Source organism: Halorubrum sp. C191 (genome assembly GCF_002727095.1).
GTDB classification, from domain to species: Archaea; Halobacteriota; Halobacteria; order Halobacteriales; family Haloferacaceae; genus Halorubrum; species Halorubrum ezzemoulense.
In genome coordinates this window covers 89719-103012 of sequence record NZ_NHNZ01000025.1, presented here as the reverse complement: position 1 = coordinate 103012, position 13294 = coordinate 89719, and the positions used below count along the sequence as shown (strand labels likewise).

The window sequence follows — 13294 nt, the reverse complement described above, 5'->3', positions numbered from 1 at the left end:
CGCGATCCCCAACGCGTTCGGCGTCGGGACGTGGAACTGGTGCGACGGCTGCGACGGGATGCGCCGCTTTCACCGGGTGAGTACCGATGGCCCACGCAGAGGGAGATAACGATCGAAGCCGCGACAAACGAGTCGCAGAGTACGAGGCCGAGCTGGCTGATGGGGAGTCCGACTTGGAGACGCTCGCCGACTGGGATGGGCAAGTCGGGGCGATGGCCCGAACGTTGCTGGCCCTTGCGAACGACGAGACGCCGGAGACAGCGGATTTAATCGATGCGGGCCTCGATGAACACGCACGCCTCCTGAACGACGAGAGATAACGTTACACGTCGTCGAGCTTCTTCGCGAGCGCGGCCGGATCGTCGACGAGAGACAGCAGCGTTCGTAGCCCCTCGCGTTCGTCTTCGCTCAAATCGCGGGAAAGGGCAGCGTCCGTTGCCTCGTCCTCGACTTCATCCGCCGCAACCTTCACCTCCTCTTCTGGTCCGAACACCGCGTTACAGTTCGGACACGAGCGCCAGTCCGGCTCGATCAGCGTGCCGCACGTCGGACACGTCTCGGGCGTGAGCGCCTTTCGGTCGTCCTCGTCGGCATCGCGGAACCCCATCGCCTCCTCGGCCTTCCGCACATAGTCCTCGTCGAAAACGTGGCTATACGTCTTCTCGAGCGTGCGACTCGTATCGGAGTGCCCGAGGAGCATCCGGATCGTGTCGGTATCGACATCGTAGTCGCGATACAGGACCGTCGCGCAGAAGTGCCGGAAGTTGTGGGGCTTGACCGGCTTGTCGTCGATGCCGGCCGTGTCGGCGACGCGCGAGAAGAGGCGTTCGACGGACGGCTCCGACCAGTAGTCGCCGGTACTCGACTGGGCGTTGCTCGGGTCGGGGATGAACAGCCACGCGTCGTCATCGTCGCGGTGCGGATGATGGTTGAGCCAGTCACGGACGTACTTGGTCGCGCCGAACATGGGACGCTTCCGGCCGCGTTCGAGGGCGCCCTTCAGGCCGGCGTTTTCGGCCTCGAACTCGTCGTTGAGGTAGATGTAGCCGTTCTCGACATCGACATCGCGGAGGCGGAGTGTGAGAAGAGCGAGTTTGCGCTGGCCGGTAAAGATACACAGTTCGAGAAACGCGCGGTTGCGGAGCGGGAGTTGCGTCTCGCCGACCGCGCGACGGAGGGCCTCGACTTCGTCGGCCGTGAACATATCCGTCTCGTCGACGCTACTCGACTTGTCGGGTTTGAAGCGGACGATGTCGTTAGGGTCGACGCCGAGGTCGTCGTGATGGTTGTAAAACGCCTTCAGCGCCGACTGCCGGACGCCGAGTGTCGACTTCGAGAGGCCGTCGTCGTCGTGAAAGCAGTTCATCTGCTCGTTGACCTCATCGGCCGTCGTGTCGGTGAGGTCGACGCCCTCGCGGGCGGTGAGGCGGATGCCGCTGATGTAACTCTTGATCGTCTTCGGGGCGTGGGTTTGGAGTTCGCCGTCGGGGTCGCGGTATTTTTCGCTGACGGTGCTGTCGTCGAGTGCGTCGGCGAACGTAAGGATGCGATTGGCCTCGTCGGCGGTGAGAAAATCGCCGACGGCGTCCTCGATCCGGTGGCGTTCCGACGCGAGTTGTTCGCGTGGGGTGAGCGCCATAGGCGGCGATCAGTCGGCGGTGGAGAAAAATATTGGCCTGATCCGCGCGGTGAGTATCGAGGGAATGGCCATGTCCCAGTTCGAACGTCGGAGGGTTTGAACGCTCCCTTTCGTCGGCGGGGCGCGCCCGCAGGGCGTCCGGACGCGACTCGCCCCGCCGGATATGCGAACCGATCGCAAGCGTAGGCCGGGCACGGATAAAACGCTACCGGGGGCACCTTTTAGCCGGTCGGAGCGGATCCGGAACGTATGCGAACAGACACCACGGTTTATGACGTGATGCACCGCGAGTTCCTCGGCGTCAGCGAGTCGGACGCGCTGCCGGAGGCGGCCGCGCTCTTGGTTGAAGAGGAGACCAACTGTCTGGTGGTCGTGCGCGGCGGCGAGCCGGTGGGACGGCTGGAGGCCCGCGACGCGCTCGAGGTGCTGCTGGAGGCGGGCGACGGCGGGGAGTCGCCCGAGGGGCCGCCGTCCACGGTCGGCGCGGCCATGAGTCCGCCGCTGCCGACGGTCTCGCCGGACGACTCGCTCGCCGCGCTCGAAGAGCGGCTCGTCGCCGAGGGGACGGACCGAGTCGTCGCCGTCGACGACGGGGAGGCGGTCGGCGTCGTCACGGACGGCGACGCGCTCGCCGCGGGGGCGCCGCGGACGGGCGCCGGCGCCGACGGCTTCGGTGACGAACCCGCGACGGGCGACCCCCACCCGGAGGAGACCGTGCTGTCGACCGCGGCCGCGGCGGACTCCGACGCGGAGCGGAGCGCCGCGGCGACGATGGACCCGGCCACGGCATCGGAGCCCGCCGCGGCCGCCTCGGGAGACGGCCCCTCCGGAAGCGAAGACGACGTCGACCCGGTGACGGGTGCGCCGAGCGAGGGCTCGACGCAAGGGGTCTGCGAGAGCTGCGGCGCGCTCGTCCCCGACCTCGTCACCGCGAACGGGCAGGCCGTCTGCCCGAACTGCCGCGAGGTCTGAGTCGCTGGGCCGCCGTTCGATGCGCCAACGGCGAGGCCGAGTCATCGGCCGGCAGTCTCAACACGTCGCGAGCCGAACGCGAACGTATGGCCGAGACGGACGCCCGGATCGAGCCGGCGACCGCCGACGACGTCGACCCGGTCACCGACATGTGGGTGACGCTCGCCGCGGGGCAGCGCGAGTACGGCGCCACGCTCCGCGGCGAGGCGAACCGCGCGACCGTCCGCGAGTGGGTCGCGCAGTCGGTGGTTACCGGCGACCTGCTGGTCGCTCGCGACCCTGAAGCCGCGGCCGAAGCGGACGCCGGCGATCCGGACCCCGTCGGGTTCGTCGGCTTCTCGCTCGAACGCGGTGACTACGACCGCGACGCCGTCCGCGGAACCGTCAGCAACCTCTTCGTGCGACCGGACCGGCGCGGCGAGGGGGTCGGTGCGGCGCTGCTCGACGCGGCCGAGCGCGCGCTCGTCGAGGCGGGCGCCGAGCGCGTGGCGCTAGAGGCGCTGGCAGACAACGACCGCGCCCGTGCGTTCTACGCGGACCGCGGCTACGGCCTCCACCGCGTGGAACTGACGAAGTCACTGGACCCCCAAGACGAGGACGAGCGCGGCGGCGATCAGGAAAGCCGATGACTCCGGCCGGGTTCGCGGAAAGCGACACGCACTCATAGGAGGACCGAGTACGGCCGCACGCGCCAGGGGAGCATGGGTGGTTCATGCACTCGACTTGTAATCGAGACTTCCGGGGTTCAAATCCCTGCCCTGGCTCTGCTGGACGCCGTCGACTCTCTGAGGAGTCGGGCGGCGACTCCCCGACGCGATCCGGCGCCGAGACGGCGAGGCGTTTTCCCCGCGGCGAGCGCCGATCCGTAGTTATTTGACCGCGGTGCGTCGACTCATTGGTAACCGATGGGTCGATTCGCGCTGTTTCCCGATGTCCACATGCGGAGCGGCCACGCGGCCGAGATCGAGCGGGAGCTACGCGACGCGCTCGAGGCCGTCTCCGCCGACGCGTTCGACCGGATCTTCGTGTTGGGCGACCTGATCGAAGACGACGGCTCGGCCGAGGTCGACGAGGCGAACGTCGAACGGGTCCGCGAGATATTCGCGGACGCGCCGGTCCCGGTCACGTATCTGCTGGGGAACCACGACGTCGAGACGCTGACGCGCGCGGAGCTCACGTCGCTGCTCGGCCAGGACCGTTTCCACGGCGTGATCGAGACCGACGACGTGCCGATTGTCTACCTCGACTCGACGAAGGAGGCGACGCCGGGCGCCCGCGGCGAGCTCGGGTCCGACCAGCGCGAGTGGCTGGCGGGCGTCTGCGCGGAGTACGACGACCCGCTCTTCCTGAGCCATCACCCGCTCGGGACCTTCGACATCTCGGACAACGACTGGTTCAGACACTACCCGGAGCGCGCGTTCCTCTCCGACCGAAAGGAGACGCTTCGCGTCATCGAGGGGCTCGGGTCCGGACGCGGCACGATAAGCGGGCACATCCACCAGTCCGGGTTCGCGAACTTCCGCAACATGGCCCACGTCTCGGTCAACGCGTTCAGCAAGGAGGTGCCCGGCAAACCTCTGACCGGGACCTACGCCGACGTGACCGTCGGCGATCGGATCACCGTCGACGTGACCGTCGGGGGCGACACCGTGACGTCGTACACCATCCTCTAGCCGGACGGCGGTCGCGTCGGGCGGTGCTGTGAGGTAGTTTTACTATCCGCGCTGTCGTCGGCCCGGTACGTCGTGTCCGTCGGAACGTGTGCGTACAGCTTCGACCCGGTGGCGTGGGAGGAGGAACACGGTCGTTCGGCCGCGCTCGACGAGAGGTGGTCCTGTCCCCGAGAGGCGGAGGGAGAGACGGACCGCTGTCGGTTCCACCTCTCTCCCGCTCGGCGCGCGGAGCTCGGCATCGACGACGAGTCGGTGTGCGAATCGTTGGTGTCGGAGCTGGCGACCGGCGAGGCGTCGTCGCTCGGGTTCGTCGGGGCCGAGTTCGGAACGATCGACATCTCACACCGAGTCCTCGACCGGGTGACCAACCACCCGATCGACCTCCGGCACGTCACCGTCTATGGGGAGTTCCTCGCGGAGCAGACCGTCCTCCGACAGCCGCTCCTGATGGACGAGATACGGGTCGAGGGTGCCGCCGACTTCACCGACGCTGAGTTCGGCGAAGACGTGTCGGCGGAGCGGGCGACGTTCCGCGGCGACGCCGTCTTCGACGGGACGGACTTCGAGGACAGCGCGCGGTTCGGCGGCTCGACGTTCGCCCGGCCGGCGAGCTTCGACCGCGTCAGGTTCGGCGACGTGGCCGACTTCTACCGGGCCCGGTTCCGCGCCCCCTGTTCGTTCGAGGAGTCGGCGTGGCGGGGCGCGTGTCTGTTCCAGCGCGCGGCGTTCCGGTCGGACGTGACCTTCACCGCCAGCCGGTTCCACGCGAGGACCGACTTCCGCACCGTCCAGTTCGGCGGGACGAGCCGGTTCAACCGGTGCGAGTTCGAGGACGCCGCGGTGTTCATGAACTGCGCGTTCGCGGCCGAGGCGTTGTTTAAAAAGGCGAGCTTCGCGCAGCCCGCGCACTACCAGAACGCCGACTTCGACTCCGAGGCGTCGTTCACCGAGACCGAGTTCGGCGACAAGGCGAAGTTCCAGTTCGCGACGTTCGACGGCGAGGCGGTGCTGTCGTACATCCGGTTCGGCGGCGCGACGTACTTCAAGGCGGTCGATTTCAACAGCTACGCGTCGTTTTACAAGTCGACGTTCGACCGGCTGGGCGACTTCCGGAATGCCACGTTCGCCGACACGGCGCGGTTCCTGAAGGCCGAGTTCACGGACGAGGCCTTCTTCGGGCGGGCGACGTTCGTCGGCGACGGCGACTTCCGGAGCGCCGCGTTCCGGGGGACGGTCCACTTCGTCGAGACGACGTTCAGATCGAGCGCGACGCTTCGGGAGTCGACGTTCGAGCGGGCGCGGTTCGAGAACGTGCGAACGGCCGGCGGCGACGTCACCATCAACCTGGAGCGCACGACGGTCGACGGCGGCCGGTTCGTCCAGGAGAACGGGGCCGCCGTGTACTACAACCTCCGACGGAGCAGGGTCGGCGACGTGGATATCGAGATGGCCGACTCGGAGGGCGTCTTCGAGCGGTTCCTCTTCTACCGGACCGAGTTCGACGGCTTCGACTTCTCCAACTACCGGTACGTGCTGGCTCCGGAGTGGGTGTTACACACGTTCCGCGGGACGGTCGACGACACGTACAGCCTCGAAGCGGACCGGTTCGCCATCGAGGACGACGCCGACGAGGCGCCCGGCGCGGACGGCGGCGCCGCCGACGAATCGGGCGGGGGTCCGGGAGAGCCGGCCGACGGAGGCGGCGTTCGAAGCCGGCTCGCGGGCTGGCTCGCCGACGGCGAGGCGTCGGACCTCGAAGTGACGTACCTGAAGGCGAAGAACGGGGCCGAGCGCGTCGGCGACAGCCAGTCCGCCTCCCGGTTTTTCATCAAGGAGATGTACTACCGGCGCCGGACGCACGTCGACCGGGCGTTCGCCCACAAGGAGTCGCTTCGCAGCCGGCTCAAACTGCTGTTCTTAGTCGCGGTGAACCTCACGCTCTCGGCCACGTGCGGGTACGGCGAGAAGCCGCGCCGCACCATCGGATTCTCGCTCGTCACCGTCGTCGTCTACGCGGCGCTCTTCGCCGCGGTCGTCACAGACCCGCCGTTCGCGTCGCCGCTCGGATACGGGCTGTTGAGCGTTCAGTCGTTCACGTCGCTGATATTCGGCCCCACGGCGACCGTTCCGAACTTCGCGGGCAGTTTCCTCGCCGCCACCGAAGGATTCGTCGGCGCGTTCATGATCGGCCTGTTCATCTTCGCGCTCACCCGCAGCGTCCACCGGTGACGTTATGCGACGACGGGTCCCACGAGGCGCCATGAGCGAGTCGACGGGCGACGGGGAGTTCCGGCGGACCCTCCCGCTGTTCGACAACCGAGACCGAGACGCCGTCCAGCGACTGCTCCACCACGCGGTCGAGGACCTCAGGTACGACCACCCGGACCGGAAGGTCGCGAGGGACCTCTACCACGAGATCCGAGAAGGGGACGCGATCCGGCTCCGCGTCGGGCGGGGGATCCGCGACGAGACCCTCGTGATAACGCCGGCTGAACTCGACGCCGACGCCGGGCAGATACTCGACCGGTTCGTCGGGGCCATCCCGTCGGAGTCGGTCGAGTGGCGCCGCGTCGCGACCGAACTCGGGGAGTGGCGGACGGAGCGAGAGCTGTCGGACGACACCGAGATCGCCTTCCAGTACCTCCACTGACACCGGACGCGGCGGCGCGGGTTTTCACGCCCGCCGCCTTCTCGACGGCGCGTCGACCGCTGTCTCGCGTTCGGGATCCGTTTATATACGTCCCGCGCGGATCGCCGCCATGGACTCGTCGGACCGGGCGCTGCTCGGCGTGGCCGGAATCGTCGGCGCGCTCGTGCTGGCGGTAGCGCTCGCCGGCGGCGCCCTCTTCGGCTTCGGCGAGTCGGCCGCGCGGCCGCTCCGCCTCCTCGCGGTCGAACCGCTCACGTGGATCGTGATCGTGGCGCTGCTCGTCGCCGTCGTCGGGAACGCCTACATCGACTGACGGCGCGAACGCTTCACCGGACGACGGCCACCGGCACCGACGATCGCCGGGACACCGTCTCGACGACGAGGAGAGCGGCGTCCTCGGTCGCTCAGCCGTCGGCGTCCCCAGTCGCTCAGCCGTCGGCGTCCTCGATCGCACGGACGAGCGCGTCGAGCGCGCGCTCGGCGGCGCCCCGCTTCACCGCGTCGCGGTCGCCGTCGATGACGGCCCGCACGGTCCGGACGAACGACTCCCCGGTTCCCCACGGGGCGGCGTGCGCGACGCCGAAGTGGACGAGACCCACCGGCTTCTCGTCGGTGCCGCCCGTCGGGCCGGCGATACCGGTCGTCGCGACCGCCCAGTCCGCGTTCGCCCGGTCTCGGGCGCCCGCCGCCATCTCGCGGACGACGGGGTCGCTCACGGCGCCGTGGGCGTCGAGCGACTCGCGGGAAACGCCGAGCAGCTCGCGTTTCGCGTCGTAGGTGTACGTCACGAAGCCGCGGTCGAAGTAGGCGCTCGCGCCCGGCACGTCCGTCACCCGCGATCCGACCAGCCCGCCGGTGAGCGACTCCGCGGTCGCGAGCGTCTCATCGCGGTCGCCGAGGAGCGCGTTCAGTCGCTCGGCGGGGGCCTCGGTCTCGTTCATACCCGCAGTCCGGGCGAGACGCCCCTGAGGTTTACGCCGCGGCGCGGCGAAGGGCGCCCGTGACCGACACCGACTGGGACGAGCGATTCGCGTCGGGCGAGTACCCGCGCGCGCCGGAGCCGTCCCCCGTGCTTCGCGCCTACGAGCCGTCGCTCCCCGACGGTCGCGCGCTCGACGTGGCTGCGGGGACCGGCCGCAACGCCGTGTTCCTCGCGGACCGCGGACGCGAGGTGGACGCGCTCGACGCGTCGGCGGAGGGGCTCCGCGTCGTCCGCGACCGCGCCGCCGAGCGCGGGATCGGCGGGCGGATCGAGGCGGTCCGCGCCGACGTCTCGACGTACGGCTTCCCGACGGAGGCGTACGACGTGATCACGATGAGCTTCTTCCACGCGCTCGGTCGGTTCGCGGACCTCGTCGAGGCGCTCGCGCCGGGCGGCTACCTCTTCGTGGAGGGGCACCTCCGGTCGGCGGACCCGTCGCCGTCGGGACCGAGCGACGACCGATACCGGTTCGCGGCCAACGAGCTGCTCCGCGCCGGACTGGCCTTGAGCGTGCGCTACTACGACGAGACCACGGCGGAGCGCCCGGACGACCGCCGGCGCGCCACCGCGCGGCTGCTCGCGCGGAAGGCGAGCGGCGGCCGGCAGTCGTACCCGACGCGCCCGGACGCGCCGGACAGGTGGCCGGGCGGCGAGAGCGACGCGACCGCCGCGGACGAGCGAGACGCGTGAGCGACGACGGCTCCGCGTCGCCCGCGGCGGTCCTCCGGTCGATCGTAGCGCGCGCAGTCGACTGCGACCCCGCGGGCCTCGGCGATCGGACCGCGATCGTCGAACGCGCGAGCGGCTCGGCGAACGGCGCCGACGAGCCGGAAGGTTCGACGACGCCCGTGGGCCGACTCGCCGAGCTGATCGGTGGGTCCGACAGCGTCGTCGCGGTCGTGCCGCGGTTCGACGCCGACCTCGCCGGGCGACTGAACGCGTCGCTATCGGCGGGAGACGAGGCGCACGAATCCGGCGCCGCCGCCGACGCGACCGCGCCGAGCGAGGGCCGCGTCGTGTTCACCGGTTCCGCGGCCGACCGCCTCACCGGAACGACGGGGGCGGTCGTCCGCCGCGCGCTCGCCGACCGCGGCGTCGACGCGTACCGCCACGAGGGCGAGTCCCCGATCGCGGTCGTCCTCGCCGACGACCGCGCGGCCGTCGGGCTGATCGACGGAGCGGGGGTCGCCGCCCTGCTGTGGACGAGGGACGCCGCGGTGCGGGAGTGGGCGGCCGCGACCTGTCGGCGGTATCTCGACGCCGCTGAGCCGGTAGCGGACGGCTGAGGGACCGACGCCGAACGACGCCGCAGTCCCCGGGCCGCTTTTGAGGGCCCCCGACGAAGGGGGCGTATGAAAGCGCTACTGCTGTTGGTGGCCGGACTCGGCGGACTGATCGAGGCCGTCGCGCCGCGCCGCGTCGTCGCGCTCTGGACCCGCGCGCTCTACCGGAACGCCGGCGAGGCGGAGCCGCGCGAGTGGGTGTACGCGGCCGCGAAGGTCGAGGGAACGCTGATCGCGGCCGGCGCGCTCGTGGGGTTGTTCCGGCTCGCGACCGCGGACGGGGATTTCCCGGTCGACGACTCGACGGCGGCGGACGAGCCCGAATCCGACCCGGCGATCGCAGGCAGGCACGGGGACGACCAAGCGGCCGCGGAGTGAGCCGACCGCCCGCCCGAACCGTTTGATAAACGGATCCGAACGTATATTGCGCAGGTCGCGGTATGGGTGCGCATGACGGGGCCTCCAGCGGACCCCAAGTCGGACGACCCGTCGACGGTCCGCGTCCTCCACGTCGACGACGACCCGGCCTTCCTCGATCTGACCGCGACGTATCTCGAACGGATCGACGAGACGTTCGAGGTCAGCTCCGAGACGAGCGTCGAGGACGCCCTCGACGCGCTGGGGTCGGCGCCGATCGACTGCGTCGTCTCCGACTACGACATGCCCGAGACCGACGGGTTGGCCTTCCTCCAGCGCGCCCGCGACAACGGCGTCGACACCCCGTTCGTCCTGTTCACCGGGAAGGGGAGCGAGGAGATAGCGAGCGAGGCCATCTCCGTCGGCGCGACCGATTACATCCAGAAGCGCGGGGGAAACGACCAGTACGAGGTGTTGGCCAACCGCGTCCGCAACGCCGTCGACCAACACCGGTCGCGGGCCGCGCTCGCCGCGAGCCAAGAGCGGCTGTCGCGGTTCATCGGCCAGTCACCGCTGGGAACGATCGAGTACGACAACGAGTTCCGGATCGTTCGGGTGAACCCCGCCGCCGAGGAGATCCTCGGCTACGAGGAGTCCGAACTCCTCGGCGGGACGTGGCTCCCGTTCGTTCCCGAGACGGAACGCCGACACGTCGCGGTGCTCGAACGCGACCTGCTCGCGAATAAGGGCGGGTACCAGAGCGTCAACGAGAACGTCCGCAGCGACGGGGAGCGGATCCGCTGCGCGTGGCACAACCAGGTGGTGACCGACGAGGACGGAGCGGTGATCGGCGTCTTCTCACAGTTCGAGGACGTCACCGAGGCGGAGGCCCGGAAGCGCGAGATCGAGCGGACGAACGCCGTCCTGTCGACCGCGCTGGACGCGCTCCCCGTCGGGATGCTCGTCGAGGACGGGGACAGGCGCGTGATACGCGCGAACGAGCGGGTGTACGAGCTGTTTGACATCGACGGCGACCCGGAGGCCGCCGCCGGGCGCGACTGCCGGGAACTCGCCGTCCAACTGAGCAGGCGGTTCGCCGATCCGGCGGGGTTCGTCGACGGGATCGAGCGGATCGTCGACGCCCGGCAGCCGGTCGACGACGAGCGGCTGGCGCTCGCCGACGGAACCGCGCTGATTCGGACGTACCGACCGATCGATCTGCCGGACGGCGGCGGCCACCTCTGGGCCTATCGGCTGGCGAACGGGCCCGACTGAGCCGCGGTTCGTCCCCACCGTCGGGGGGCGGCGTCGCGGGACCGGCTCAGTCGTTCGCGGAGTCCGCCTCCGGGCAGTCGAACGGTCGCTCCGCGTCGGGGCGGTCGCCGGTCAGGAGGACGTGGCAGTCGCGGCACCGCGCCTCGTAGGACTCCTCGGCGCCGACGAGTATCGTCGGGTCGTCGACGTGGGCGGGCTCCCCCTCGATGAGCCGCTGGTTCCGAGAGGCGGGCTCGCCGCAGACCGAGCAGATGGCCTGGAGCTTGTCGACGTACTCGGCGGTCGCCATGAGCTGCGGGAGCGGCTCGAACGGCTCGCCGCGGAACGTCTGGTCGGTGCCCGAGACGATCACGCGGCTGCCGCGGTCCGCGAGGGCGTTACAGACCTCGACGAGCGCGTCCGAGAAGAAGTTCGCCTCGTCGATCGCGACGACCTCGGCGGGGTCGTCGTCGAGGATGTCGAGCGGCCCGTCCCCCTCGTTGTCGACGACGGTCGCCTCCCACTGCCGGCCCGTGTGGCTCCCGATCGTCGCCTCGCCGTAGCGGTCGTCGATCGCGGGCGTGTAGACGGCGACCGACTGGCCGGCGATCTCGGACCGCCGGAGCCGGCGGAGCAGCTCCTCCGTCTTGCCCGAGAACATCGACCCCGAGATGACCTCGATCCACCCGGATCGAGTGATTGCGTGCATACCCGATCCGGCCGGAGCCAGCGACTAAACCGTTTCTCTCCCGGGACGCGGCCGCCGCGTCACCGCCGGCGACCGCCGCTCAGATCCCGGTCGCGACCCCGACGATCGCGGCGGCGACGACGACGTACGCCGCCGCGGAGACGACCCAGTCGCGCCGGACCCGACCGAGCCGCTGACGCGGGAGCCCCGACGCGCGCGGCAGCGGGACGAGCGCGAAGAAGCCGACCATCAGCGCGAGCTGGACGACCCCGGCGACCGCGACGGCCACGAGGGGACCGAGACCGAGCAGCGACCCGGTCGCGGCCGCCAGCCCGACGAACAGCAGGCCGGAGCCGCCGCCGGCGACGTAGTGGACCCACGTCGCCAGCCGCTCGGGCGCGTCGTCGACCGGCGTGTCCGTGAGCACGCCGGCGGCGACCTTCGGGGCCGTCGTCCCCTCGGGGAGCCGAGGCATCACCTGATCCATCGCGAGCGTCGCGACGAGACCGACGATCGGTCCAAGCGCGAGTCCGGCGAGCAACGAGAGCGTCGTCATCGCGCGGTCGTACGCTCGGAAGCCATTTCATCCCGTCGGCGCGGTGCGGAATCGGACCGGGAGCGGAGCGAGCGAGGAGTCGCGGCGGAACGCGAGAGCGCGATTCAGTCGTCGCGGGGGACGACCTGCCTGCCGCCGATGACGACCCGCGAGACGTCTGCCTGTCCGGCCCGCCTGACGACCGCGCGGACGAGGTCGCGCGCGCCGCTGAGGTTGTCGGAGTCGCCGTCGAGGACGAGCAGGTAGGCGTCGGCACCGGGCTCTATCACGCCGCGGTCCACCCCGGCTATCTCCGCGCCGTTGGCCGTCGCCATGCGCAGTATCGCTCGGGCCGGGAGGTCGGACAGCTTCGCCGCGAACTCCATCTCGCGGAACATCGAGGGCGAGTCGGTCATCACGTTGTCCGTGCCGAGGGCGACGGTCGTTCGCTCGCTCAGCTCGCGGATCGGCGGCACGCCGACGTTGGTGACGAGGTTCGACCGGGGGCAGACGACGACCGGCGTCCCGCGGTCGTCGAGCCGTTCGAGGTGGATCGGCTCGGCGTGGACCATGTGGACGAGGAAGTCGGGCGCTAAGTCCATCGCGGCGTTGATGTCGTCGGCGTCGCGCTCCCCGGCGTGGATCCCGAAGGGCTTGCCTGCGTCCCGCGTCGCCGTCCGGACCGCGTCGAAGTCGGCGTCGCGGGCGCCGGAGGCGCCGTACCCGTCAGCGACGGAGAGCACGTCGGGGTCGTCGCGCCCGAAGACCACCGGGTCGATCGCCCGCTCGCCGAACGGAACGCCCGCTCCGGCGACCGCGTCGCGGAGCGCGGCGACGCCGTCGACGCCCCCCTCGCGGAACTCGAGGAACGTCCCCGTGCCGGTCGACTCCATGTACCGCAGCGTGCGCGCCATCGCGGCCACCTTCTGCCCGCGGTCGGCCGCCCGGAGGAGCCGGTGTTTCAGCCCGTCCGGCGGCACGACCAGCTCGTCGAGTGAGAGGCCCGCGCCCGCCTCCTTGGCGATCGAGTCGCCGATGTGGGTGTGCGCGTTGACGAACGCCGGGAGGATCACGTCGTCGCTCTCGACGGTCGCCTCCTCGACCCGGACGACCTCGCCGTCCGCGACGACGACCCGGCCCTCGACCGGCTCGAAGTCGGGGCCGACGAGGATCGTCCCTTCAAGATACATACCGGAGGCTCGTCGCGCCGCGGGGAAAACGTCGTGGGAGCGGCACCGAGCGGCGGCACCTCCGAGGAGGG

General features: G+C 70.3%; 16 protein-coding genes and 1 tRNA gene. 12 read left to right on the top strand and 5 right to left on the bottom strand.

The window, feature by feature from the left end:
• Positions 1-86: 86 nt before the first annotated feature.
• Positions 87-320, top strand: a complete 234-nt coding sequence (locus tag Z052_RS01800; protein WP_099288623.1) for a hypothetical protein — start codon at positions 87-89, stop codon at positions 318-320.
• 2 nt (positions 321-322) lie between these two features.
• Here Z052_RS01800 and Z052_RS01795 read toward each other — a convergent pair whose 3' ends face one another.
• Positions 323-1639, bottom strand: coding sequence for a tyrosine-type recombinase/integrase (locus tag Z052_RS01795; RefSeq protein ID WP_099288622.1), 1317 nt, complete (start codon positions 1637-1639; stop codon positions 323-325).
• Positions 1640-1888: 249 nt separating this feature from the next.
• Between Z052_RS01795 and Z052_RS01790 the strand changes: the two genes are divergently transcribed.
• The 7 genes from Z052_RS01790 (at position 1889) to Z052_RS01760 (ending at position 7247) form a co-directional block, all read left to right on the top strand.
• The gene (locus tag Z052_RS01790) at positions 1889-2611 is read left to right on the top strand and encodes a CBS domain-containing protein (RefSeq protein ID WP_094495388.1); all 723 of its coding nucleotides are present in this window, start codon (positions 1889-1891) and stop codon (positions 2609-2611) included.
• Positions 2612-2697: 86 nt separating this feature from the next.
• Positions 2698-3240 (top strand): GNAT family N-acetyltransferase, encoded by a 543-nt coding sequence (locus Z052_RS01785; protein ID WP_094519715.1) that lies wholly within the window; start codon positions 2698-2700, stop codon positions 3238-3240.
• A 61-nt stretch (positions 3241-3301) separates the two neighbouring features.
• Positions 3302-3375, top strand: a tRNA-Thr gene (locus Z052_RS01780).
• Positions 3376-3516: 141 nt separating this feature from the next.
• Positions 3517-4284 (top strand): metallophosphoesterase, encoded by a 768-nt coding sequence (locus tag Z052_RS01775; protein WP_049933101.1) that lies wholly within the window; start codon positions 3517-3519, stop codon positions 4282-4284.
• A 72-nt stretch (positions 4285-4356) separates the two neighbouring features.
• The gene (locus tag Z052_RS01770) at positions 4357-6513 is read left to right on the top strand and encodes a pentapeptide repeat-containing protein (protein WP_094519714.1); all 2157 of its coding nucleotides are present in this window, start codon (positions 4357-4359) and stop codon (positions 6511-6513) included.
• Between the two features lie 31 nt (positions 6514-6544).
• Positions 6545-6934 carry a hypothetical protein gene (locus Z052_RS01765; protein ID WP_049933103.1) on the top strand — a complete coding sequence of 130 codons (390 nt, stop codon included), beginning with the start codon at positions 6545-6547 and terminating at the stop codon, positions 6932-6934.
• Between the two features lie 109 nt (positions 6935-7043).
• Positions 7044-7247, top strand: coding sequence for a hypothetical protein (locus tag Z052_RS01760; protein WP_049933104.1), 204 nt, complete (start codon positions 7044-7046; stop codon positions 7245-7247).
• 115 nt (positions 7248-7362) lie between these two features.
• On the opposite strand, the gene Z052_RS01755 is transcribed toward Z052_RS01760, so the two are convergent.
• Positions 7363-7875 carry a CinA family protein gene (locus Z052_RS01755; RefSeq protein ID WP_049933106.1) on the bottom strand — a complete coding sequence of 171 codons (513 nt, stop codon included), beginning with the start codon at positions 7873-7875 and terminating at the stop codon, positions 7363-7365.
• 59 nt (positions 7876-7934) lie between these two features.
• Between Z052_RS01755 and Z052_RS01750 the strand changes: the two genes are divergently transcribed.
• The 4 genes from Z052_RS01750 to Z052_RS01735 all read left to right on the top strand — a co-directional run bounded on the left by Z052_RS01750 (position 7935) and on the right by Z052_RS01735 (position 10831).
• Positions 7935-8606: a bifunctional 2-polyprenyl-6-hydroxyphenol methylase/3-demethylubiquinol 3-O-methyltransferase UbiG gene (locus tag Z052_RS01750; protein ID WP_049933107.1), complete on the top strand. Its 672-nt coding sequence runs from the start codon at positions 7935-7937 to the stop codon at positions 8604-8606.
• Positions 8603-9202: a hypothetical protein gene (locus tag Z052_RS01745; protein ID WP_094519723.1), complete on the top strand. Its 600-nt coding sequence runs from the start codon at positions 8603-8605 to the stop codon at positions 9200-9202. Before Z052_RS01750 ends, Z052_RS01745 begins: the two co-directional genes overlap by 4 nt.
• Before the next feature lie 66 nt (positions 9203-9268).
• Entirely contained in the window at positions 9269-9577 is a 309-nt protein-coding gene (locus Z052_RS01740; RefSeq protein ID WP_094495383.1) for a hypothetical protein, read from the top strand.
• Positions 9578-9649: 72 nt separating this feature from the next.
• Positions 9650-10831, top strand: coding sequence for a PAS domain S-box protein (locus Z052_RS01735; protein WP_094519713.1), 1182 nt, complete (start codon positions 9650-9652; stop codon positions 10829-10831).
• A gap of 46 nt (positions 10832-10877) precedes the next feature.
• Here Z052_RS01735 and Z052_RS01730 read toward each other — a convergent pair whose 3' ends face one another.
• The 3 genes from Z052_RS01730 to Z052_RS01720 form a co-directional block, all read right to left on the bottom strand.
• On the bottom strand, positions 10878-11519 hold the full coding sequence (locus Z052_RS01730; RefSeq protein WP_089308757.1) for a thymidine kinase: 642 nt from the start codon (positions 11517-11519) through the stop codon (positions 10878-10880).
• A gap of 79 nt (positions 11520-11598) precedes the next feature.
• Entirely contained in the window at positions 11599-12054 is a 456-nt protein-coding gene (locus Z052_RS01725) for a hypothetical protein (protein ID WP_094519712.1), read from the bottom strand.
• A gap of 104 nt (positions 12055-12158) precedes the next feature.
• Positions 12159-13223: an amidohydrolase family protein gene (locus Z052_RS01720; RefSeq protein ID WP_094519711.1), complete on the bottom strand. Its 1065-nt coding sequence runs from the start codon at positions 13221-13223 to the stop codon at positions 12159-12161.
• Positions 13224-13294 lie beyond the last annotated feature (71 nt).